Genomic DNA, 21,725 nt, shown 5'->3' on the forward strand with positions numbered 1-21,725 from the left:
GGGCATCGACGACGCCGCGCTCCCGCGCGCCAGGCGGCGGAGCCTGAGGAGGCCCGCCAGCGCCCGTATCGAGGAGGAACGACAGCGTGACCTACGTCATCGCGCAGCCTTGTGTCGACGTCAAGGACAAGGCGTGCATCGAGGAGTGCCCGGTCGACTGCATCTACGAGGGCCAGCGGTCCTTGTACATCCACCCGGACGAATGCGTCGACTGCGGCGCCTGTGAGCCGGTCTGCCCGGTCGAGGCGATCTTCTACGAGGACGACACTCCCGAGGAGTGGAAGGACTACTACAAGGCGAACGTCGAGTTCTTCGACGAGCTGGGCTCGCCCGGCGGCGCCAGCAAGCTGGGGCTGATCGAGCGCGACCACCCCTTCGTCGCCGCGCTGCCGCCGCAGAACCAGTAAGAGCGGCCCGCACACCCGCGCCGCCTCGGTCCCGTCCGGCCTGATCGCCACCCGATCGGCGCCGTACGGGACCGAGGCGTTCGCCGTACCGACGAAAGTGAGCCAGTAACCGTGTCCGCAGTCTCCGACCGCCTTCCCTCCTTCCCCTGGGACAGGCTGGAGCCGTACAAGAAGACGGCCGCCGCGCACCCGGACGGCATCGTCGACCTCTCCGTCGGCACCCCGGTGGACCCGGTCCCCGACCTGATCCAGAAGGCCCTGGTCGACGCGGCGGACTCCCCGGGCTACCCGACCGTCTGGGGCACCCCGGCACTGCGCGACGCGATCACCGGCTGGCTCGGACGCAGGCTCGGCGCCCGCGACGTGACCCACCGCCACGTGCTGCCCGTCGTCGGCTCCAAGGAACTCGTCGCCTGGCTCCCCACCCAGCTGGGCCTGGGCCCCGGCGACCGCGTCGCCTTCCCCCGGCTGGCCTACCCGACGTACGAGGTCGGCGCGCGCCTGGCCCGCGCGGAGTACGAGGCGTACGACGACCCGACCGGGCTGGACCCGGCGGGCCTGAGGCTCCTGTGGCTCAACTCCCCGTCGAACCCGACCGGCAAGGTCCTGTCCAAGGCCGAGCTGACCCGGATCGTGGCCTGGGCCCGGGAGCACGGCGTCCTCGTCGTCTCCGACGAGTGCTACCTGGAGCTGGGCTGGGAGGCCGACCCGGTCTCCGTCCTGCACCCGGACGTCAACGGCGGTTCGTACGACGGCCTGGTGGCCGTCCACTCGCTCTCCAAGCGCTCCAACCTCGCGGGCTACCGCGCGGCCTTCCTGGCGGGGGACCCGGCCGTCCTGGGCCCCCTCCTGGAGATCCGCAAGCACGGCGGCATGATGACGTCCGCGCCGACGCAGGCGGCGGTCGTGGCGGCCCTCGGCGACGACGAACACGTCCGCGTCCAGCGCGAGCGCTACGCGGCCCGGCGCACGGCCCTGCGCGAGGCGCTCCTCGGCCACGGCTTCCGCATCGAGCACAGCGAGGCCAGCCTCTACCTCTGGGCCACCCGCGGAGAGTCCTGCTGGGACACCGTCGCCCACCTCGCCGAACGCGGCATCCTGGTCGCCCCCGGCGACTTCTACGGCCCCGCGGGCGCCGACTTCGTCCGCGTCGCCTTCACGGCCACGGACGAGCGCGTACACGCTGCGGTGGCCAGGCTGACGTCCTGACGTCCTGACGTCCTGACGCCGGGCGCGGCCGACGAACGCCCACCGCGCCGACGCGGGCGCACACGGCTGCGGGGCCTGGGAACCCCCAGACCCCGCAGCCGTACGAGCCGGGTGCTCTAGCCGACCGGCAGACCCTGCACCGGCAGCCCGCCCTTGCCCAGCGCGTCCGTCGGCAGGCCGTTCTCGGTGGCCGTCTTCGCCGTGTCACCGACGACGTCCCCGGCGGAGCCCGCCGCGTCACCCGCGGTCTTCTGCGCCACCGGCGTGGTCTTCTTGACGAGCGAACCGCCGGTCTTGCCCGCGGCCGGCACCGTCTTCTTGACGGCCTTGCCGCCGGTGTCGCCCGCGGTCTCGGTGACGTTCTGGGCCGCGGCGTCGACGGTGTTGCCGACGTTCGCGCCGTCCAGCGCGGTCAGTCCCCCGAGGTTCGGGGTGGCGGGCAGTTCGGGAGCCGCGCTGGCGGAGCCGGCCGCACCGACCCCGGCGGCCGCTCCCGCAGCTACGAGCAGCGCGGCACGGGCGATCCGGCGGGTCAGGGGGAGGGACATGATGCTCCTTAGACGGAAGTCGACGATGGGGTGTCCGACCGTTCCCGGCGCGTGATCGACCGGGCTCGGACGCAGTGACTACCGCTCGAGCGCCGCGAAGGTTGCGGACACCCAACGTAAAGAGTTGGTAATGCGTCGCATTATCAGGTGCCCATAAAAACGGGCAAAAGGTCGCCGGTCGCTATGCCTGCGGAATCCTTACAGCCCTTGATTTCCCTGGGCTGCGGCGGATCGGGCGGGACGCCCGGGAAAAGGTGGACGCCGCGTCGACGCGACGCCCTGACGGGTAACTCGCACGGGTGACGGCGCGTACGGGCGGCGCTATCGCGCGGAGGTGATCCGCACCGGCCCCGCGGCCCGCTCGGCGCCCCGCGCTCCGTCGCCGCCCGTCGGGTGCCACTTGCTGTCGGTGTTCCCGGCGGTCCACTGCCGGCCCGCGTAGGTGACCCGCTCGATGTGCAGCGCGGAGGCGTTGGCCACCGCCCAGTGGGCCAGCTGCCAGCCGCGCCGCCGGGCGTCCCCTTCCGTGCCCGACCCCGCGCCGGCGTCGACGGGGAGCGTCACGGTGCGGCCGGCGGAGCCGCCGGCGGCCGGTGCGGTCGTCGTCGCCGCGTCCCCGTCCGCCCGGGCGGCGGCCGGCCGGAGCACGTCCTGCCCGAAGTCCTTCACGAGCGCCGCGCGGACCGCGTCGGGCCCCTTGCCCCGGGTGGTGGCCGGGCGGCCCTCGCAGGTCAGCGTCGCCGCCGACCTTCCGGTCAGCGCGGCGGCCAGGAGCGCGGCGTCCGGTTCGTGCTTGGCGTAGGCGTCCGGGAAGCCGCTGCGCTGCACGCGCTGCGCGGCGACGGTCAGCGGCAGGCGCGTGTAGTCGGGCACCTCGACCAGGTGGTCGTAGAACATGCCCGCCGAGTACGCCGGGTCCATGATCTCCTGCGGTGTGCCCCAGCCCTGCGACGGACGCTGCTGGAACAGGCCGAGGGAGTCGCGGTCGCCGTGGTCGAGGTTGCGCAGCGTCGACTCCTGGAGCGCGGTCGCGAGCGCGATCGTCACCGCGCGCTCCGGCAGGTTCCGCGCGGTGCCCACGGCGGTGATCGTCGCCGCGTTCACCGCCTGCTCCGGCGTGAACTCGTAGGTCTTCCCGCCGTCCTCGGCGGAGACCACCTTGCAGCCCGGAGCGCCTCCACCGCCGGTGACGTACTGCACCGCCAGGTAGCCGGCGACCGCGAGCAGGACCACGACGGCCGCCCCGGAACGGAGAAGGCGGCCACGGCGATTGCGGGTGGGTGACGGCTGAAGCACGCGTACAAGGTACTGGAGGGTAGCCAGTGGTGTACGCCGGGTACGGGCAATGCCCGAAAGGGCAGGGGCGTTAGGGTCGGAGCCATGGCCGATACCCCGCTTGACCTCACGCTGGACGCCGCGGAGCTTACCGCGCGGCTCGTCGACTTCCCCTCCGAGAGCGGCACCGAGAAGCCCTTGGCGGACGCGATCGAGAGCGCCCTGCGCGCCCTGCCGCACCTGTCGGTCGAGCGGTACGGGAACAACGTGGTGGCCCGTACGGACCTGGGGCGGCCGGAGCGCGTGATCCTGGCCGGCCACATCGACACCGTCCCGATCGCGGACAACGTGCCCTCCCGGCTGGACGAGGACGGCGTCCTGTGGGGCTGCGGCACCTGCGACATGAAGGCGGGCGTCGCCGTGCAGCTGCGCATCGCCGCCACCGTCCCGGCCCCCAACCGCGACCTCACCTTCGTCTTCTACGACAACGAGGAGGTCGCCGCCGAGCTGAACGGCCTCAAGCACGTCGCCGAGGCGCACCCCGAGTGGCTGGAGGGCGACTTCGCGGTGCTCCTCGAACCCTCCGACGGCCAGGTGGAGGGCGGCTGCCAGGGCACGCTGCGGGTGCTGCTGAAGACGACCGGCGAGCGGGCGCACTCGGCGCGCTCCTGGATGGGCTCCAACGCCATCCACGCCGCCGCCCCGATTCTCGCGCGCCTGGCGGCCTACGAGCCGCGCTACCCGGTGATCGACGGCCTGGAGTACCGCGAGGGCCTGAACGCGGTCGGCATCACCGGCGGGGTCGCGGGCAACGTCATCCCCGACGAGTGCGTCGTCACCGTCAACTTCCGCTACGCCCCCGACCGCAGCCCCGAGGACGCCCTCGCCCATGTGCGCGAGGTCTTCGCGGACTGCGGGGTGACGGAGTTCGTGGTCGACGACCACAGCGGCGCCGCCCTGCCCGGCCTCTCCCACCCGGCCGCGGCCGCCTTCATCGAGGCGGTGGGCGGCACCCCGCAGCCCAAGTACGGCTGGACGGACGTGTCCCGCTTCTCGGCGCTGGGCGTCCCGGCGGTCAACTACGGGCCCGGCAACCCGCACTTGGCGCACAAGCGCGACGAGCGGGTCGAGGTGGCGAAGATCCTCGCGGGTGAGGAGCGGCTGCGGTCCTGGCTGACGACCTGATCCACGCCGGGTTTACGCCGCCGCGTGGCGGACATGCTCAGGTCCCTCGTACGTAACCCGCGTAGATCTACGCTGAGGTGGAAGAACCTGCAACTGGAGGGAGCGCGCATGGCTACCGGGAACCCCGAGGGCAAGAAGCGGCCACCGGAGGAGCAGCGCCTGGGCCCTGTCCTCCGGCGGCGGGGTCAGGTCCAGAAGAGCACCACGGACCAGCGCCTGCTGGACGAGCGCGCTCCGACCGACTGGGTCCACACCGACCCGTGGCGCGTCCTGCGCATCCAGTCGGAGTTCATCGAGGGCTTCGGCACGCTCGCCGAACTCCCGCCCGCCATCAGCGTCTTCGGCTCCGCCCGTACGCCCGTGGACTCGCCGGAGTACGACGCCGGCGTGCGGCTGGGCCGGGGCCTGGTCGAGGCGGGCTTCGCGGTCATCACCGGCGGCGGCCCCGGCGCCATGGAGGCGGCGAACAAGGGCGCCCTGGAGGCGAAGGGCACGTCGGTCGGCCTCGGCATCGAGCTGCCCTTCGAGCAGGGGCTCAACCCGTACGTCGACATCGGCCTGAACTTCCGTTACTTCTTCGTCCGCAAGATGATGTTCGTCAAGTACGCCCAGGGCTTCGTGGTCCTGCCCGGCGGCCTCGGCACCCTCGACGAACTCTTCGAGGCCCTCACCCTGGTCCAGACCCAGAAGGTGACCCGCTTCCCCATCGTCCTGTTCGGCTCCGCCTACTGGGGCGGCCTGGTCGACTGGCTCCGGAACACCCTGGTCGCCCAGGGCAAGGCGGCCGAGAAGGACCTGCTCCTCTTCCACGTCACGGACGACGTGGACGAGGCGGTGGCCCTGGTCTCCAAGGAGGCGGGGCGCTAGCCGGCGGTCCGGGGGCCCAGCCCCTGGCAGGGTCGACGGGGCGGAGTCCCTGGGGACGGGAACGGGTGAGGGCGGCGGGGGCGAGCACCCCCGACCGCACCACCCCTGCGCCCCCGCCCCGCCTACGCCAACCCCCTCCGTGCAACCGCCGGCTCCCGGTGCCCCGCGATGGTCGCCACCATATCCAGCACCTGCCGCGTCTCCGCGACCTCGTGCACGCGGTACACCTGCGCGCCCAGCCACGCCGACACCGCCGTCGTCGCCAGCGTCCCGATCACCCGCTCCTTGACCGGCCGGTCCAGCGTCTCCCCGACGAAGTCCTTGTTGGACAGCGACACCAGCACCGGCCACCCGGTCTCGACCATCTCCCCGAGCCGCCGGGTCGCCTCCAGGCTGTGCCGCGTGTTCTTCCCGAAGTCGTGCCCGGGATCGATCAGCACCGACTCCCGCGGCACCCCGAGCGCCACCGCCCGCTCGGCCAGCCCCACCGTCACCTTCAGGATGTCGGCCACGACGTCGTCGTACGTCACCCGGTGCGGCCGTGTCCGCGGCTCCGCGCCACCGGCGTGCGTGCACACCAGCCCCACCCCGTACCGCGCCGCGACCTCCGCCAGCTTCGGGTCGACGCCGCCCCACGCGTCGTTCAGCAGGTCCGCCCCGGCCTCGCAGACGGCCGCGCCGACCTCGTGCCGCCAGGTGTCCACGCTGATCACCACGTCCGGGAACCGCCGCCGCACCTCCGCGACGAACCCCACCGTCCGCCGCGCCTCCTCCTCGGCCGACACCTCGTCGCCCGGCCCGGCCTTCACCCCGCCGATGTCGATGATGGCGGCCCCGTCGGCCACCGCCTGCTCCACGCGCGCGAGGGCGGGCTCGTCCCGGAAGGTCGCCCCCTGGTCGTAGAAGGAATCCGGGGTCCGGTTCACGATCGCCATGATCACCGGCTCGTGCGCCGCGAATTCACGCCTGCCCAGTCTGAGCATCCCCTGTGACATCTCCTCGTCCACACCCTTCTCGTCCACTGAACCGGGCGCGGCGAAAAGGAACCGGACTCCCGGCCTCCGGCCGCCTGCGGCCCCGACTGTCAGACTCGCATGGCACGATCGGACCCGGCACAACCGACTCCGGTTCGATCGGGAGCCGGCTCGGACCCGGACGCAGATCGAACGACCGACCCAACGACCGACCATGGGGGCCCCAGCGATGGTCATGTTCCTGTTCCTCGTCGTCGCGCTGGCCGTCGTGGTCGCCGCGGTGACGCTCGCCGTGGTGAGCGGCGGCGACAGCGGGCCGCTGCCCGACGCCCCGCCCGAGCGGCTGCGGGACTCCCTGCCCCCGGACCGCCCCGTCGGCCGCGCGGACGTCGAGCGGCTCCGCTTCCCGCTCGTCGCACGCGGCTACCGCATGGCGGACGTCGACGACGCCCTCGGCCGCCTCGGCGCCGAGCTGGCCGAACGCGACGCCCGCATCGCCGACCTGGAGTCCGCGCTGGCCGGCGCCCGGGCCGCCGCCCACCGGCACGTGTCCATGGAGAAGCCGGAGCCGGAGGAGCAGCAGTGAGCGCGGGGGAGGCGGTCGCCGGGCCGGACGGAGCGCCGCGCTGCCCCTGGGCCCTGTCCACCACGGACTACGTGGCGTACCACGACGAGGAGTGGGGACGTCCGGTCCACGGCGACGACGCCCTCTTCGAGCGCCTCAGCCTGGAGGCCTTCCAGTCCGGCCTGTCCTGGCTCACCATCCTGCGCCGCCGCCCCGGCTTCCGCGCCGCCTTCGCCGGTTTCCGGATCGCCGAGGTCGCGGCCTTCGGCGACGAGGACCGCGACCGCCTGCTCGCCGACACCGGCATCATCCGCAACCGCGCCAAGATCGACGCGACCCTCGCCAACGCGCGCGTCCTCGCCGACTGGGCCCCCGGCGAGCTGGACGAGCTGATCTGGTCGCACGCCCCGGACCCCGTCGGACGTCCCGTGCCCCGGACCCTCGCCGACGTCCCGGCCGTCACCCCGCAGTCCACGGCGCTGTCCAAGGCCCTGAAGAAGCGGGGCCTGCGCTTCGTCGGCCCGACGACCGCGTACGCGCTGATGCAGGCCTGCGGACTGGTGGACGACCACCTGAAGGACTGCGTGGCACGCCGCCCCGGGGACGGCCCGGGAGACGGCCACCGCGCGCGGCAGCCGGTGACTCACCGGCCCAGATAGCGCGGCGTCTCCTTCTCCACGAAGGCACGGACGGCGATCGCGTGGTCCTCGGAGGACCCGGCCCGGGACTGCAGCTCGTCCTCCTTCTCCAGGGCCTCGTCCAGCGAGTGCGTCAGCGCGAAGGCGACCGACTCCTTCAGCGCCGCGTAGGCCACGGTCGGCCCCTCGGCCAGGGCCCGCGCCACCTTCTCCGCCTCGGCGCGCAGCTCGGCGGCGGGCACGACCCGGTTGGCGATCCCCAGCTCGTACGCCTCCTGCGCCTTCACGGTGCGCGGGAAGAGCAGCAGGTCGGTGGCGCGCCCGGGGCCGACGACGCGCGGCAGCGTCCAGGAGATCCCGGAATCGGCGGTGAGCGCCACGCCGGCGAACGAGGTGTTGAAGGACGCGGTGTCCGCGACGATCCGGTAGTCCGCCGCGAGCGCGAAGCCGAAGCCGGCCCCGGCCGCCACGCCGTTCACGGCGGCGACCACCGGCTTCCGCGCGCCGGCCAGGGCCCGCACGATCGGGTTGTAGTGCTCGCGCACCGTGCTCATGGTCTGCCCCGAGCCCGTCTCCCGGTCGGCGGACAGCAGCCCGATGTGCTCCTTGAGGTCCTGCCCCACGCAGAACGCCCGCTCCCCGGCCGCCGTCAGCAGAACCGCCCGTACGGCCTCGTCGGCCGCCGCGGAACGCACCGCGTCCCGGAGCGCGACCTTGGTCTCGATGTTCAGCGCGTTCATCGCCTCGGGGCGGTTCAGCGTGATCGTCGCGAGCCCGTCGCTCACCTCGTAGAGCACGGTGTCGGCCATGGGTTCCCCTCCGGGTCGTAGACGGTCGTGGTGGTACGTGTGTCCGGGACTCAGCATGACGGAGATCACCGGAAGTGGATCGCCCCGCGGATGTGACCTGCGTCAAAGGATTCCGGTCCGTATCCGTCGTGAGGATGTGCGCGGGGGCGCGCAGTATCGCAGTCACATCGCCGAATTGAGTGGTTTTGCTCGCGCGCGTTGCCCAAGCGATGCCGACCGATGTTGGTCATCGGGTCGTGGGATGCGGGATAATGGCTGGGAAGCAATGTGTTCGATGCCGGTGTCGCGCGTCCGGGCCGGACTGCGCGTGCCCTCACGGGCCGTCGGCGGTGACGGTGAGCTGGTATCAGGAAGGGGAACGAGCATGGCGGCCATGAAGCCGCGGACGGGCGATGGCCCGCTCGAGGTGACCAAGGAGGGGCGGGGCATCGTCATGCGCGTTCCGCTCGAAGGCGGCGGGCGGCTCGTCGTCGAGCTGACCCCCGATGAGGCCGACGCGCTCGGCGACGCCCTCAAGCAGGTCGTCGGCTGACGCGCGAGCGACCATACCCGTTCAGTCGCCCCGGTACCGCACGCGGTGCCGGGGCGACTGCGTTCGCTGCCCGCGGCCGTACGCGCGAGGGTTCACCGCTTCACGGCACACAGCAGGCCGTCGCCCACCGGCAGCAGTGAGGGCACCAGTTCCTGGCTCTCCCGCACCGCGCGCAGCAGCTCCCGCAGTCGCAGCACCTCGGTGGGCTGCGGCCCGGAGTCGATCGTCCGGCCGGTGCCGAAGACGCCTTCGAAGGCGACGAGACCTCCGGGACGCAGCAGGCGCAACGATTCAGCGAGGTAGTCCAGGTACTCGAGACGGTCGCCGTCGCAGAAGACGAGGTCGTAACCGGCGTCCGCGAGCCGGGGCAGGACGTCCAGGGCGCGGCCGGGGATGAAGCGGGCCCGGTTGCTGGCGAAGCCCGCGGCGCGGAACGCCTGACGGGCGAACTGCTGGTGCTCCGGCTCGGGGTCCACGGTGGTGAGCACGCCGTCCGGCCGCATGCCGTGCAGCAGATGGATACCGGAGACGCCGCAGCCGGTGCCGATCTCCGCGACCGCCTTCGCGTCCACGGCGGCGGCGAGCAGTCCCAGCGCGGAGCCCGTGCCCGGGGTCACCGAGCGCAGGCCCGCCTCGCGGGCCCGGTCGCGTGCCCAGAGCAGCGCGTCGTCCTCGGCGACATAGGCGTCGGCGAACGCCCAGCTCGTCTGCCGGTTGCCGGTAATGACCCTCTCCTGTCCCCGTGGTTGCCTCGGCGTGACTGTATCCGTTGGCGTCGGGAACCCGCAGATGGGACCAGTCGTTTAAGAGGAGAGCAAGGAGAGACGACTGGACGGCTGGACGCGACGGGGGCGGCGAAGTGGGCCAGGGTGCCGAGCAAGTGCTGACGCAGCCGTACGAGCCGTGTCAGCCCAGATCAAATTCTCGTAAAACCGCTTATCCGGAGCTAACGGGCGAGGTGGCTATGGTAGGGGCTCCACTGGACACCACCAGAGCCGACAGGGGAGGTGCGGCCGCACCCGCGGATCGGGGAGGAGTGCTGCGGCGCTTCCTCGGATCGGCAGGCAGGCCGAAATCCGTGAACGACACCGCTGCTGACCACAGCCACGCCGACCGTCCCGCCTCGGGACACGCCCAGACCGCGACCTTCACCAGCGACGCGGACGGGCAGGCGTGGACTCCGCCCACCTGGGAGGAGATCGTCAGCACCCACAGCGGCCGGGTCTACCGCCTCGCCTACCGCCTCACCGGCAACCAGCACGACGCCGAGGACCTCACCCAGGAGGTCTTCGTCCGTGTCTTCAGGTCCCTGTCGACCTACACGCCCGGCACCTTCGAGGGCTGGCTGCACCGGATCACCACCAACCTCTTCCTGGACATGGTCCGCCGCAAGCAGCGCATCCGCTTCGACGCGCTCGGCGACGACGCGGCCGAGCGGCTGCCCAGCAAGGAGCCGACCCCGCAGCAGGTCTTCCACGACGCCCACTTCGACGCGGACGTCCAGCAGGCCCTGGACACCCTCGCGCCCGAGTTCCGCGCGGCGGTCGTCCTGTGCGACATCGAGGGGCTGTCGTACGAGGAGATCGCCGCGACGCTCGGCGTCAAGCTCGGCACGGTCCGCTCCCGCATCCACCGCGGTCGCTCCCAGCTGCGCAAGGCCCTCGCCCACCGTTCCCCCGAGGCGCGGGCCGAGCGTCGCTCGTTCGTGTCCCGTGTTCCCGCACTGGGAGGAGGGGGCACGAGCGCGTGAGTGGGTCACGTCCGGAATCCGAGGGACACCTCGCAGAGCAGCATCTGGGAGACCGACTCTCCGCCCTGGTGGACGGTGAGCTCGGTCATGACGCGCGGGAGCGCGTCCTCGCGCACGTGGCCACCTGCCCGAAGTGCAAGGCGGAGGTCGACGCGCAGCGCCGGTTGAAGAACGTCTTCGCCGAAGCGGCACCGCCCGCTCCGTCCGAGAGCTTCCTGGCCCGCCTCCAGGGGCTGCCCGGCGGCGACGTGGACGGTGGCGGCTCGCCGCTGGGCGGCGAGGGCTTCTCCAAGGGCCTCGACGGGGTCTTCGGGGCCAAGCGCGGCGAGCGGTTCGAGTTCGGTTACGTCCCCGCCCGGCCGCACTCCTCGTCGGTGCTGGCGCCCTCCTCGCCGGGGCGCGGCTTCCGCATCCACGACGTGAGCCGGCACGAGGCCGAGCGGTCGTCCTCCCGCGGCCTGCGGTTCGCGTTCGCCGCCGCCGGAGCGGTCTCGCTGGCCGCGATCGCGCTCGGCGGCGTCACCGTAGGCACGCCGGACACCAGCACGGAGGCGCGCGGCTCCGGGAGCGGCAGCAATGTGACGCCGGCGCGCACCCAGGGCACGGGCGCGGCGACCCCGGAGAGCCAGCGCCGCCGCTCGGGCACGCCGCTGCTCGGGCAGGCCCAGGGGCAGCGCGTGCTCGGCGACACCCCCGTGGCCCCCACCGAGGCGTCCGCGCCGCTGCTTCCCGGACTGCCGGCCCCCGCCGGAGCCGATCCGCGGGAGCACACGCTGCGCGCGCTGACCACACCGGTGACGGCCGGCGCCGCCGCCGTCTCCCCGCTGATACGCCCGCTCGAAGCGGTACCGCCCCTCGCGCTGGCCTCCTGGTCGGCGAGTGCCGACGTCAGGCCGCCGGGCCTGTTCGCCGCGCCCGTCCCCGACCCGCTCCCGTCCCCCTACCCGGCGGCCTCCCACCGGTCGGCCCGCTGACCGGGATCTGCGCACCGGCCCGCGGACCTGATTGAATCCCGGGACGGCGCCAGATCCTCGGCGCCGACGATCCGCGGCCGTCTGTGGGGGAGAACATGAACGAGGGGAAGCCCACGAAGGGGAAGTGGTGGAGCCGTCCCCGCTCGTCCGACGGCGCGGCCGACGGCGATTTCGAGCTGCAACGCCCTCGCACGGCCCCCACCACCGTCACCGGTGACGAGGAGTCCGCCGGGGGCGACTTCGAGCTGGAACGCCCGGCGGCGCCCGCCGGGACCGACACGGGGGACTACGAACTGGACCGGCCGGCGCCCGGTCCCGCCGACGCGCCCCCGTCGGTGACACCGCCCCGGCACACCGCACCTCGGGACCCCGGTCCGGATGACTCCGATCCGCGTCTCCCCGGGGCCGGGGAGACGGGGCTGCCCGGTCCTGGCGCCGACCGGACCGACCCGCACGGTCCCGGCACCGAGGACACGGACGAGCGTGCGCGCGCCACCGATGCCGCGGGCCCCCGCACGGCCACGGGCGGGGACACCGAACCGGGAACGGGCGAGGGCGGCACCCCCGCCACCGTCGCCGACCCCGCCCTCACCGCGGGGCCCACTTCCACGCCCGCCGCCGCGTCCGACGACGGGACCGACGCGGCGCGACCCGGCGGCACGCAGGCGACCGACGACCCGCCCGGCGTCCCCACGGGCGCCGCGCACACCGCCGGGCGCCCCAAGCCGCTGCACGACCCCGACCCGTACAGCACCCCTCCCTACGGTGAGCCGGGTCCGTGGGCCCCCGCACCGCCGGTGCAGCACCCGGCGACCACCCCGGCGCACGGCACGGTCGCGGCGGCCTCCCACACCGGCGACGGCCCCGTGGCGCCGCCCCCGGGCGCGCGACCCGACCCGGCCTTCGCGGACACCCCGCCGCCCGCGGCCCACCCGGCGCCGGGTCCCGGCGCCGCCCCTGCCGGTGCCGCCCACCCGGCCGCCGCCGTACCGTCCCAGGCCCTGCCCCCGGGCGCGGCGCCCGTACCGTCCCAGACCCCGCCCCCGGGCGCGGCGCCCGTGCCCGCCCAGGCGGCCCACGCGGACGCCCCGCGGCCCGCCGCGTCGGCTGCCGGTGGTGACGGAGGGAGCGCCGACCCCTGGGGGCGCTACGACCCCTGGGCGGCTTCCGCCGCCGCGGCCCTCCAGCAGAACGGCGCGGCCGTGCCCTCGCGGGACCAGCGGCGCAGGCGGGTCAGGAGGTCGATGGTCGGCGGGGCGTTGATCATCGCGCTGGTCTCCGGCGGCGTCGGCGGCGCCCTGGGCACCTACCTCGAACGCAACGGCGGCATCGGCACCGTGGAACTGCCGCAGGCCGGCAAGGAGTCCGCCGAGCGGGCGCCGGACAGCGTGGCCGGGATCGCCGCCCGCGCCCTGCCCGGCGTGGTGACCCTGCATGTGAACGGCGGCGACGCCGCGGGCACCGGTACCGGCTTCGTCCTCGACGACCGCGGTCACATCCTCACCAACAACCACGTCGTGGAGCCGGCCGGCACCGGCGGCGAGATCACCGTCACCTTCAACAGCGGCGACACCGCCGAGGCCACGGTCGTCGGCCGGGACGGCGGCTACGACCTGGCCGTGGTGAAGGTCAAGGGCGTCAGCGGCCTGACCCCCCTGCCCCTCGGCAACTCCGACAACGTGCGGGTCGGCGACCCCGTCGTCGCTATCGGCGCCCCCTTCGACCTGGCGGGCACCGTCACCTCCGGCATCATCAGCGCCAAGGAGCGGCCCATCACGGCCGGCGGCGAGGAGGGCGACGGAAGCGACGTGTCGTACGTCGACGCCCTGCAGACCGACGCGCCGATCAACCCGGGCAACTCCGGCGGCCCCCTCCTGGACGCCCGGGGCCGGGCCATCGGCATCAACTCCGCCATCCGGTCGGCCGACGGCGGCGGCACCGAGTCGGACGGCGGGCAGGCCGGCTCGATAGGGCTCGGCTTCGCCATCCCGATCAACCAGGGCAAGCGCGTGGCCGAGGAGCTGATCAACACCGGCAGCGCCACCCACCCGGTCATCGGCATCACCCTCGACATGGCCTACTCCGGCGACGGCGCCCGCGTGGCCGCCAAGGGCAGCGACGGCGGCTCCCCGGTCACCCCGGGCGGCCCGGGCGCCGAGGCGGGCATCAGGGCCGGGGACGTGATCACCGCCGTCGACGGCCGGCGCGTGCACTCCGGCGAGGAGCTGATCGTCAAGACCCGCGCCCACCGCCCCGGCGACCGCCTGGAGCTGACGCTGGAGCGGGACGGCAAGGAGACGCACGTCTCACTGGTCCTCGGCTCCTCCGGCGGCGACTGACCGCGGCGCAGTCCCGACAAGGGGCAAGGAAGGCAAACAATTCGGAAAGCGCGCGCATACACCCACTCGGGGCTCACGGGACGGTACCGGTCGGACGGGATCGGCGGGTACCGTGGGGGCGGCCCGGACATCCCAAGGAGCTTCAGGTGTTCAATGACATAGGCGCACTCGAGCTGGTGACACTCGTCGTCCTCGCCGTGCTCGTCTTCGGTCCGGACAAGCTCCCCAAGGTCATCCAGGACGTCTCCCGCACCATCCGGAAGATCCGGGAGTTCTCGGACAGCGCCAAGCAGGACATCCGGCAGGAGCTGGGCCCCGAGTTCAAGGACTTCGAGTTCGAGGACCTCAACCCCAAGACGTTCATCCGCAAGCAGCTGGACAACGACGAGCTGGGGCTCAAGGAGATCCGCAACGGCTTCGACCTGAAGAAGGAGATGGCCGAGGTCACCGACGCGGTGCACGGCCGGGAGTCCGAGTCGTCGTCCGGGACCTCCTCCTCGTCCGGTTCCTCCGGTTCAACGGGTGGCCGGATCGACATGTCGAAGAAGCCGGAGACCCCGGCCCGCGACGACCGTCCGCCCTTCGACGCCGACGCCACCTGAGCCGACCCCGCGCCGCGAGCGCCGGCGACGTATGAGCCATCTGTGCCATGCGTGACGTGTCTCACACTCCGGACGGGGCGCACAGGGCCTGAAGACGACGCCCACGCGACCCACGCGCCCGGCGGTTTCCCGCCTGCCGCCGGTGGTGTGGCTATGCTGCCCGAGTTGTTGTGCGGACCGGACGAGTGCGCCCGAAGGGGGGCGGGCCGTTCCGGACCGACGAGAGCGAGGAGGCGTCCGGGCACATGGAGACGACGAGTCAGGCGGTCGCGCAGACGCCGGGCGCGGAGGACGGACAAGAGGTCCCCTCCGCCCGGCGGACGATCGACGGCTACCTGCGTGCGCCCTTCCCGTGGTACGGCCTCGACGAGGCCTTCACGGGGCGGCGCTGGCTGATGCAGGTCGGCACGGCGGCCGACGGGACCGTGGAGCACGGCTCGACCGGGCACGGCGACGAACCGTCGGTGCGCAACGAGCACGTGTCCGGCGACGACCAGGACGCCAAGGAGAAGTTCGCGGTCGTCGTGACCGTCGCGGCCAACCCCGACCGGCGCAGCGCCGACGGCACCGGTCTGCTGGAGGCCACCTCGGTGTCCTCAGCGGCCTGGCTGGCCGGCGTGGGGCTGCTGTCGTTCACCTGGCCCGGCCAGATGGACCACTCCCTGCGCGACGACTGGCTGGAGCAGCAGACGGAGACCGCGTGGGTCCTCGCCGACGACCTCGACGGGCCGGACTGGACGACGCTGTCCCTCCCCGTCGACGGCGTGCCCACGTCCTTCCACTACCGGGAGTCCGAGTTCGGCTGGGTGCTGGCCGGCTCCACCGAGCAGGGCGTCCACCTCGGCGCGTACGGGCGGGGGATGAGCGCCTACGGGCTGGCCTTCGCCGTGGTGAAGGACATCGCCTCGTACGCCTGACCCCGGACGCGGCAAGGGGCGCCGTCCGCCCGGACAGCGCCCCCGACCTCCGTACGCGAGGTCAGAACTTGTTCTTCGGGGTGATTCCCAGCGACAGCCCGGACAGGCCTCGCTGACGCCCGCCCAGCTTCCCCGCGATCGCGCGCAGCGCCGCGCCCGCCGGGGAGTCCGGGTCGGACAGGACGACCGGCTTGCCCTCGTCGCCGCCCTCGCGCAGCCGGACGTCGATGGGGATGGAGCCGAGCACCGGCACCGAGGCGCCGGTCGTGCGGGTCAGGCCGTCGGCGACCAGCTGGCCGCCGCCCGTGCCGAACACGTCGACCATCTCGCCGCAGTGCGGGCAGGGCAGCCCGGACATGTTCTCGACCACGCCGACGATCTTCTGGTGGGTCTGCACCGCGATGGCGCCCGCCCGCTCCGCCACCTCGGCGGCCGCCTGCTGAGGCGTCGTCACGACCAGGATCTCGGCGTTCGGCACGAGCTGCGCCACCGAGATCGCGATGTCGCCGGTGCCGGGCGGCAGGTCCAGCAGCAGGACGTCCAGGTCGCCCCAGTACACGTCCGCCAGGAACTGCTGGAGGGCGCGGTGCAGCATCGGGCCGCGCCAGACGACCGGCGCGTTGCCCGGGGTGAACATGCCGATCGAGATGACCTTCACGCCGTTGGCCGAAGGCGGCATGATCATGTTCTCGACCTGGGTGGGCCGCCCGTCGGCGCCCAGCATCCGCGGCACGGAGTGGCCGTAGATGTCGGCGTCCACGACACCGACCTTCAGACCGTCCGCCGCCATCGACGCCGCCAGGTTCACCGTCACCGAGGACTTGCCGACACCGCCCTTGCCGGAGGCGACCGCGTAGACCCGGGTCAGGCTGCCGGGCTTGGCGAAGGGCACCTCGCGCTCGGTCTGGCCGCCGCGCAGCGCGGTCGCCAGCTCCTTGCGCTGCTCGTCGCTCATCACGTCCAGCTCGACGTCGACGCGCGTGACCCCCTCCACCCGCGAGACCGCTTCGGTCACGCGCTGGGTGATGGTGTCCCGCATGGGGCAGCCGGAGACCGTCAGGTACACGGCGACCGCGACCGCTCCGTCCGCACCGATCGCCACCGACTTGACCATCCCGAGTTCGGTGATGGGCCGGTTGATCTCAGGGTCGTTCACCGTCGCCAGCGCTTCGCGCACCGCGTCTTCCGTAGCCATGGACACGATGGTACGGCGCCGCCCACCGGAGGCGGAAAGCCCCGTCAGCGGTCGTGTACGTCACGCCCCGCGGACCGATCCGCCGGGAATACCCCGCCTTCGGGACGGTGGCCGTCCCGCCGCTCCTCCAGCTCCTTGAGAACATCCTGCAGCTCGGAGCGGATCCAGTCCCGCGTCGCGACCTCGCCGAGGCCGATCCGCAGGGCGGCGATCTCCCGCGTCAGGTACTCGGTGTCGGCGATCGACCGCTCGTTCTGCTTGCGGTCCTGCTCCAGATTGACCCGGTCCCGATCGTCCTGCCGGTTCTGCGCGAGCAGGATCAGAGGGGCCGCGTAGGAAGCCTGCAGCGAGAGCATCAGCGTCAGGAAGATGAACGGGTACTCGTCGAAGCGCAGACCGCTCGGCGCGGACACGTTCCACACCACCCAGATGATGATGACGACCGTCATCCAGACGATGAACCGCCCGGTGCCCAGGAAGCGCGCGACGCGCTCCGAGAGCCGGCCGAAGGACTCCGGGTCCCACTCGGGCAGCAGCCGGCGGCGCGGCGGACGGGGCTGGTCCAGCCGGGTCCGCGCCCTGGAGGAGGCGGTGGCCCCCGACGCGGCACGCTCACGGGTCGTCGTCTCGCGCTCAGACACCATCGGCGCTCACCTCCCGGTCCGTCTCCTCCAGGTGGTACTCGGTCTCCCGCCAGTCGTCGGGCAGCATGTGGTCCAGCACGTCGTCCACCGTGATCGCGCCCAGCAGCGACCCGGAGTCGTCCACGACGGGCGCCGCGACCATGTCGTACGTGGCGAAGAACCCGGCGACGACGGGCAGCGCGGCGTCCGGGTCCAGCGGCTGCAGGTCGTCGTCGATGATCGAGCCGACCAGCGTGTACGGGGGGTCGCGCAGCAGGCGCTGGAAGTGGACCGTCCCCAGGTACTTGCCGGTCGGCGTCTCCTCGGGCGGGCGGCAGACGTAGACCTGGGCGGCGTGCGCCGGGGACAGGTCGGGGTTGCGGATGCGGGCCAGGGCGTCGGCGACGGTGGCGTCGGGCCGCAGCACGATCGGCTCGGTCGTCATCAGACCGCCGGCCGTGTGCTCCTCGTACGCCATCAGCCGCCGCATGTCGGCCGCGTCGGAGGGCTGCATCAGGCTCAGCAGCCGCTCCTTGTCCGCCTCGGGCAGCTCGCCCAGCAGGTCGGCCGCGTCGTCGGGGTCCATCGCCTCCAGCACGTCCGCGGCGCGCTCCTCCTTGAGCTTGCCGAGGATCTCGATCTGGTCGTCCTCCGGCAGCTCCTCCAGCACGTCGGCCAGCCGGTCGTCGTCGAGCGCGGCGGCGACCTCGGCGCGGCGCTTGGCGGACAGGTGGTGCAGGACGTTGGCGAGGTCGGCGGGGTGCAGCTGCTCGAAGGTGGCGAGGAGGTTCTCGGCGCCCTGCCCCTGCTCCTCCACGGAGAAGCCGGTCACGCCGGACCACTCCACGGTCAGCGTCTCTCCCTTGTTGCGCCGGAAGGCGCCGCCCTTCCTCCCCTTGCGGACGAAGACCTTGTCGATCTCCCAGTCCCGGCGGGCCGGCAACTGCTGCACGGCCAGGTCGAGGACGGTGACCTCCTCGCCCGTCTCGGTGAGGGTGACCCGCCGGTCGAGCAGCTCACCGAAGACCAGGCGCTCGGTGGGCCGCTGCTCGAAGCGCCGGACGTTGAGCACGCCGGTGGTGATGACCTGGCCGGACTCGATGCCGGTGACCCGGGTCATGGGCAGGAAGATGCGGCGGCGGGTGGTGAGTTCGACGACCAGGCCGAGCACCCGCGGGGGTTTGCGGCCGACGCGGAGCATGACGACCAGATCGCGGACACGCCCCACCTGATCGCCGGCCGGGTCGAAGACGGCGATGCCGGAGAGGTGGGAGACGAAGATCCGGGGGGCGCCCGCTGCCATGGCCGCGGCTCCTTTTCCTAAGCGTCGCTCACCACGGGTGAGGGCTGATCGGCCCACGGTGTGAGAGCTGTTTCGTACGGTGTTCCTTTTCCGAATTGCCCGCTCGGACGGGCTTCAGGCTAGCCCGTCCCGAACGGCTCCGCCCTGGTGGCCGCTCCGGACGGACTGGCTCCGTTCGCCGTCCGGGGCCCCGGTACGCTGCGGTACGCCGCCAGGGTCCGTCCGACAGCTCCCGGGTGCCCGGCCGGCTCCGTGTCCGCCCATGTCAGAAAGGCAGCCCTTCCTGTGTTCGTGACTCCCCGGCGCCGACTGAGCAGGGCCGCACTGATCGGCGCCGTGTGCGCCCTGACGGTGGCGGGAGCGGGGCTGACGGGATGCAGCAGCGAGGACCCCGACGCGGGCACCAACGGCCTCGGCAAGCTCTCCGCCGACGAGATCCACACGAAGGCCCGCTCGGCCGCCGGGGCCGCGGACTCCGTCCGCCTGCACGGGTCGGTGGAGGCGGCCGGCAGCACCTACACCCTCGACATGCGGCTGAAGTCCGACGGGGGGACCGGGTCGGTGGCCGCCGAGGGGGCGACCTTCGGGCTGCTGCGCGTCGGCGACCAGCTCTTCCTCAAGGCCGACGCCGGGTTCTGGAGTCACGACGGCGGGGACGCCAAGGCCGCCGAGAAGCTGGCGGGCAAGTACGTGAAGGTGCCCGAGAGCGACCCGGTGTACAAGAAGTTCAGCGGCTTCACCGACAAGGACGTCCTCCTGGACGGTCTGCTCGCCCTGCACGGCACGGTGGAGAAGGACGGCCGCCACGAGCAGGCGGGCGTACGCACCATCCGGATCAGCGGCGACGAGGGCGCCGGCGGCTCCCTGGACGTCTCCCTGGAGGGCACGCCGTACCCGCTGCGCCTGGTGCGCGCGGGCAGCGCCGGCACGATCGGCTTCTCGGACTGGAACACGGACTTCGCGCTCGAGGAACCGGCCAAGGACGACACCCTCGACTACGGCAAACAGCTGCCGACGTCGTGACCCGCTAGCGCCGCTAGCGCCGCTAGCGCCGCTTCCGCCGCTTGAGCAGCAGCCGGGGCAGCCCCGCCGGGACCGGCCCGCGCGTCGTCGCCGGGCTCGGCAGCGGCGCCTCGGCCAGCGAACCGTCGGGCATCGGCGCGGTGCTCCCCGTGGGCTCCAGACGCAGCACCCGGCACTCGCGCGCCCAGCGGTCGGTCATCGCCTCGCCGTCCGGGGCGTTGAGCCGCTTGCCCTTGAGGTCGGCGACGGCCGCCTGCCACGCCTCGGACCCGGACGGCAGCTCCACGACCCGTGCCGTCCAGGAGACCAGCCGGCCGCCCTTGTCCTTGCTGCGCACGGTCACGTCGGCCGTGACGCCGTCGGCCAGGGCGGGCAGCGGCTGCTCGCCGGGACCGTCGCCGACGACGAGCGCCGCGCCCTCGTGCCAGACGTGCCACAGCGCGCGGGCGGGCACCCCGGGTCCCCTGACCCAGATGAGGCCGGACTTCTTCGTGGCCTCCTCGACGAGGGCCTGGTCGAGCAGCTCGCTTGTCATGCGCTCAGCCTATCCACGGGCGCCGTGGCGGGTTCAGAGCCAGCCGTTGCGCTTGAGGGTGCGGTGGATGCCCAGGCAGATGGCCACGGTGACGCCGATGACCATGGGATATCCGTACTTCCAGTGGGTCTCCGGCATGTGGTCGAAGTTCATGCCGTACACCCCGCACACCATCGTCGGTACGGCGATGATGGCCGCCCACGAGGTGATCTTGCGCATGTCCTCGTTCTGGGCGACGGACGCCTGGGCGAGGTTGGCCTGGAGGATGGAGTTGAGCAGCTCGTCGAAGCCGACGACCTGTTCCTGCACCCGGGCCACGTGGTCGGCCACGTCCCGGAAGTACTTCTGGATCTCCGGGTCGATCAGCCGCATCGGCCGTTCGCTCAGCAGCTGCATCGGACGCAGCAGCGGGGAGACCGCGCGCTTGAACTCCAGCACCTCGCGCTTGAGTTGGTAGATCCGGCCGGCGTCGGTGCCGCGCGGGGTGCCCTTGCGGCCCGGCGAGAACACCTCCGTCTCGACCTCGTCGATGTCGTCCTGCACCGCGTCGGCGACCGCGATGTAGCCGTCGACCACGTGGTCGGCGATGGCGTGCAGCACCGCCGAGGGGCCCTTGAGCAGCAGCTCCGGGTCGTCCTGGAGCCGGCGCCTGAGCGCCCGCAGCGAGCCCTGTCCGCCGTGCCGGACGGTGATGAAGAAGTCCCGTCCGGTGAAGCACATGACCTCGCCGGTCTCGACGACCTCGCTGTTGGCGGTCAGTTCGTCGTGGTCGACGTAGTGGATGGTCTTGAAGACGGTGAACAGGGAGTCGTCGTAGCGCTCCAGCTTGGGGCGCTGGTGGGCCTGGACGGCGTCCTCCACGGCCAGCGGGTGCAGTCCGAACTCCCGCGCGATACCGGCGAACTCGTCCTCGGTCGGCTCGTGCAGGCCGATCCACACGAACCCGCCGTCCCGGCGCACCTGGCGCATCGCCTGGTGCGGGCTGAGCGGCGCGTCCGTCTCGACGCGCGCGCCGTCACGGTAGACGGCGCAGTCGACGACGGCGGAGGCGGTCTCCGGGTCGCGGGTGGTGTCGTAGACGCCACTGTCCTTGCGCAGTGAGACGCGGGACGGGCGGACCGCGGCGCGCAGGTCACGGATCATCGACATGGCAGGCTCCTTCGCGACGGGCAGCGAACGGGGCCGGCGGCGGGTGGAACCACCCGGAATGAGGACGTCCTGGCCGTACGTGCTCGGCACGTCCACAAAGCGGGGAGCACCGCACCGTCGCGGTGGCCGGCTTCGCTGCTGATTCAGCGGCAGACCCGGACCGGGCGACGTCGATGACGAGGCCGAGGGGCCGGATCAGGCAAAACGAGACGAAGTGCTCTTCCGAATGCGGGCGCGCGGGAGACGGGAGGCCGCGGGGGCGGTGAGCCGGGGCGGCTGCGTCAGCGGCCGGAAGAGCGGGTGGTA

The 21,725-nt window shown here is 72.8% G+C and carries 23 protein-coding genes; 13 read left to right on the forward strand and 10 right to left on the reverse strand.

The window, feature by feature from the left end; translation table 11 throughout:
• The first annotated feature begins 86 nt into the window (after positions 1 to 86).
• Both fdxA and ACFZP7_RS22865 read left to right on the forward strand, forming a co-directional pair.
• Positions 87 to 407 carry a ferredoxin gene (gene fdxA, locus ACFZP7_RS22860; protein ID WP_003973842.1) on the forward strand — a complete coding sequence of 107 codons (321 nt, stop codon included), beginning with the start codon at positions 87 to 89 and terminating at the stop codon, positions 405 to 407.
• Between the two features lie 111 nt (positions 408 to 518).
• The gene (locus ACFZP7_RS22865; protein WP_030971146.1) at positions 519 to 1,616 is read left to right on the forward strand and encodes a bifunctional succinyldiaminopimelate transaminase/glutamate-prephenate aminotransferase; all 1,098 of its coding nucleotides are present in this window, start codon (positions 519 to 521) and stop codon (positions 1,614 to 1,616) included.
• 116 nt (positions 1,617 to 1,732) lie between these two features.
• Here ACFZP7_RS22865 and ACFZP7_RS22870 read toward each other — a convergent pair whose 3' ends face one another.
• Entirely contained in the window at positions 1,733 to 2,164 is a 432-nt protein-coding gene (locus tag ACFZP7_RS22870; protein WP_385635468.1) for an ATP-binding protein, read from the reverse strand.
• A gap of 321 nt (positions 2,165 to 2,485) precedes the next feature.
• On the reverse strand, positions 2,486 to 3,460 hold the full coding sequence (locus ACFZP7_RS22875) for a heavy metal transporter (RefSeq protein WP_385635470.1): 975 nt from the start codon (positions 3,458 to 3,460) through the stop codon (positions 2,486 to 2,488).
• 84 nt (positions 3,461 to 3,544) lie between these two features.
• Here ACFZP7_RS22875 and dapE point away from each other — a divergent pair, with 84 nt between their 5' ends.
• Together dapE and ACFZP7_RS22885 are read left to right on the forward strand one after the other, a co-directional pair.
• Positions 3,545 to 4,624, forward strand: coding sequence for a succinyl-diaminopimelate desuccinylase (gene dapE, locus ACFZP7_RS22880; RefSeq protein WP_385635472.1), 1,080 nt, complete (start codon positions 3,545 to 3,547; stop codon positions 4,622 to 4,624).
• A gap of 108 nt (positions 4,625 to 4,732) precedes the next feature.
• Entirely contained in the window at positions 4,733 to 5,491 is a 759-nt protein-coding gene (locus ACFZP7_RS22885; protein ID WP_019327052.1) for a TIGR00730 family Rossman fold protein, read from the forward strand.
• 122 nt (positions 5,492 to 5,613) lie between these two features.
• Here the strand turns inward: ACFZP7_RS22885 and folP are convergent, their stop codons facing one another.
• The gene (gene folP / locus ACFZP7_RS22890) at positions 5,614 to 6,474 is read right to left on the reverse strand and encodes a dihydropteroate synthase (RefSeq protein WP_030971149.1); all 861 of its coding nucleotides are present in this window, start codon (positions 6,472 to 6,474) and stop codon (positions 5,614 to 5,616) included.
• Between the two features lie 226 nt (positions 6,475 to 6,700).
• Between folP and ACFZP7_RS22895 the strand changes: the two genes are divergently transcribed.
• A complete protein-coding gene (locus tag ACFZP7_RS22895) occupies positions 6,701 to 7,051 on the forward strand; it encodes a DivIVA domain-containing protein (protein WP_037822001.1) in 351 nt (116 codons plus the stop codon).
• Positions 7,048 to 7,689 carry a DNA-3-methyladenine glycosylase I gene (locus ACFZP7_RS22900; protein WP_385635474.1) on the forward strand — a complete coding sequence of 214 codons (642 nt, stop codon included), beginning with the start codon at positions 7,048 to 7,050 and terminating at the stop codon, positions 7,687 to 7,689. Before ACFZP7_RS22895 ends, ACFZP7_RS22900 begins: the two co-directional genes overlap by 4 nt.
• On the opposite strand, the gene ACFZP7_RS22905 is transcribed toward ACFZP7_RS22900, so the two are convergent.
• On the reverse strand, positions 7,674 to 8,477 hold the full coding sequence (locus ACFZP7_RS22905) for an enoyl-CoA hydratase/isomerase family protein (RefSeq protein WP_046251306.1): 804 nt from the start codon (positions 8,475 to 8,477) through the stop codon (positions 7,674 to 7,676). The two genes, ACFZP7_RS22900 and ACFZP7_RS22905, sit on opposite strands and share 16 nt — an antisense overlap.
• Before the next feature lie 364 nt (positions 8,478 to 8,841).
• Between ACFZP7_RS22905 and ACFZP7_RS22910 the strand changes: the two genes are divergently transcribed.
• Entirely contained in the window at positions 8,842 to 9,009 is a 168-nt protein-coding gene (locus ACFZP7_RS22910) for a DUF3117 domain-containing protein (RefSeq protein ID WP_018105485.1), read from the forward strand.
• 92 nt (positions 9,010 to 9,101) lie between these two features.
• Here ACFZP7_RS22910 and ACFZP7_RS22915 read toward each other — a convergent pair whose 3' ends face one another.
• Entirely contained in the window at positions 9,102 to 9,800 is a 699-nt protein-coding gene (locus tag ACFZP7_RS22915; protein ID WP_162602112.1) for an O-methyltransferase, read from the reverse strand.
• Between the two features lie 287 nt (positions 9,801 to 10,087).
• Between ACFZP7_RS22915 and sigE the strand changes: the two genes are divergently transcribed.
• The 5 genes from sigE to ACFZP7_RS22940 all read left to right on the forward strand — a co-directional run bounded on the left by sigE (position 10,088) and on the right by ACFZP7_RS22940 (position 15,591).
• Complete coding sequence (gene sigE, locus ACFZP7_RS22920) at positions 10,088 to 10,759, forward strand: RNA polymerase sigma factor SigE (RefSeq protein WP_031016195.1); 672 nt, start codon at positions 10,088 to 10,090, stop codon at positions 10,757 to 10,759.
• Positions 10,756 to 11,733, forward strand: a complete 978-nt coding sequence (locus tag ACFZP7_RS22925) for a zf-HC2 domain-containing protein (RefSeq protein WP_385635476.1) — start codon at positions 10,756 to 10,758, stop codon at positions 11,731 to 11,733. Before sigE ends, ACFZP7_RS22925 begins: the two co-directional genes overlap by 4 nt.
• 95 nt (positions 11,734 to 11,828) lie before the next feature.
• The gene (locus ACFZP7_RS22930) at positions 11,829 to 14,072 is read left to right on the forward strand and encodes a trypsin-like peptidase domain-containing protein (protein ID WP_385635478.1); all 2,244 of its coding nucleotides are present in this window, start codon (positions 11,829 to 11,831) and stop codon (positions 14,070 to 14,072) included.
• Positions 14,073 to 14,218: 146 nt separating this feature from the next.
• Entirely contained in the window at positions 14,219 to 14,674 is a 456-nt protein-coding gene (locus ACFZP7_RS22935; protein ID WP_019327042.1) for a sec-independent translocase, read from the forward strand.
• A gap of 245 nt (positions 14,675 to 14,919) precedes the next feature.
• Entirely contained in the window at positions 14,920 to 15,591 is a 672-nt protein-coding gene (locus tag ACFZP7_RS22940) for a hypothetical protein (protein ID WP_029393687.1), read from the forward strand.
• 61 nt (positions 15,592 to 15,652) lie between these two features.
• On the opposite strand, the gene ACFZP7_RS22945 is transcribed toward ACFZP7_RS22940, so the two are convergent.
• From ACFZP7_RS22945 to ACFZP7_RS22955, 3 genes are read right to left on the reverse strand one after another with little or no spacing between them, the layout of a single operon-like run.
• On the reverse strand, positions 15,653 to 16,786 hold the full coding sequence (locus tag ACFZP7_RS22945; RefSeq protein ID WP_029393686.1) for an Mrp/NBP35 family ATP-binding protein: 1,134 nt from the start codon (positions 16,784 to 16,786) through the stop codon (positions 15,653 to 15,655).
• A gap of 44 nt (positions 16,787 to 16,830) precedes the next feature.
• On the reverse strand, positions 16,831 to 17,430 hold the full coding sequence (locus ACFZP7_RS22950; protein ID WP_019327039.1) for a DUF1003 domain-containing protein: 600 nt from the start codon (positions 17,428 to 17,430) through the stop codon (positions 16,831 to 16,833).
• Positions 17,420 to 18,712, reverse strand: coding sequence for a magnesium transporter MgtE N-terminal domain-containing protein (locus ACFZP7_RS22955; RefSeq protein ID WP_031016200.1), 1,293 nt, complete (start codon positions 18,710 to 18,712; stop codon positions 17,420 to 17,422). Before ACFZP7_RS22955 ends, ACFZP7_RS22950 begins: the two co-directional genes overlap by 11 nt.
• A 285-nt stretch (positions 18,713 to 18,997) precedes the next feature.
• On the opposite strand from ACFZP7_RS22955, the gene ACFZP7_RS22960 reads away from it, so the two are divergent.
• Positions 18,998 to 19,735: a hypothetical protein gene (locus ACFZP7_RS22960; RefSeq protein WP_029393685.1), complete on the forward strand. Its 738-nt coding sequence runs from the start codon at positions 18,998 to 19,000 to the stop codon at positions 19,733 to 19,735.
• Positions 19,736 to 19,757: 22 nt separating this feature from the next.
• Here the strand turns inward: ACFZP7_RS22960 and ACFZP7_RS22965 are convergent, their stop codons facing one another.
• Positions 19,758 to 20,270, reverse strand: a complete 513-nt coding sequence (locus ACFZP7_RS22965; RefSeq protein ID WP_019327036.1) for a hypothetical protein — start codon at positions 20,268 to 20,270, stop codon at positions 19,758 to 19,760.
• A gap of 33 nt (positions 20,271 to 20,303) precedes the next feature.
• Positions 20,304 to 21,419 carry a magnesium and cobalt transport protein CorA gene (locus ACFZP7_RS22970; protein ID WP_030971166.1) on the reverse strand — a complete coding sequence of 372 codons (1,116 nt, stop codon included), beginning with the start codon at positions 21,417 to 21,419 and terminating at the stop codon, positions 20,304 to 20,306.
• Between the last annotated feature and the right edge of the window lie 306 nt (positions 21,420 to 21,725).

It is taken from the genome of Streptomyces sp. SudanB5_2050 (genome assembly GCF_964272335.1).
Lineage (GTDB): Bacteria > Actinomycetota > Actinomycetes > Streptomycetales > Streptomycetaceae > Streptomyces > Streptomyces rochei.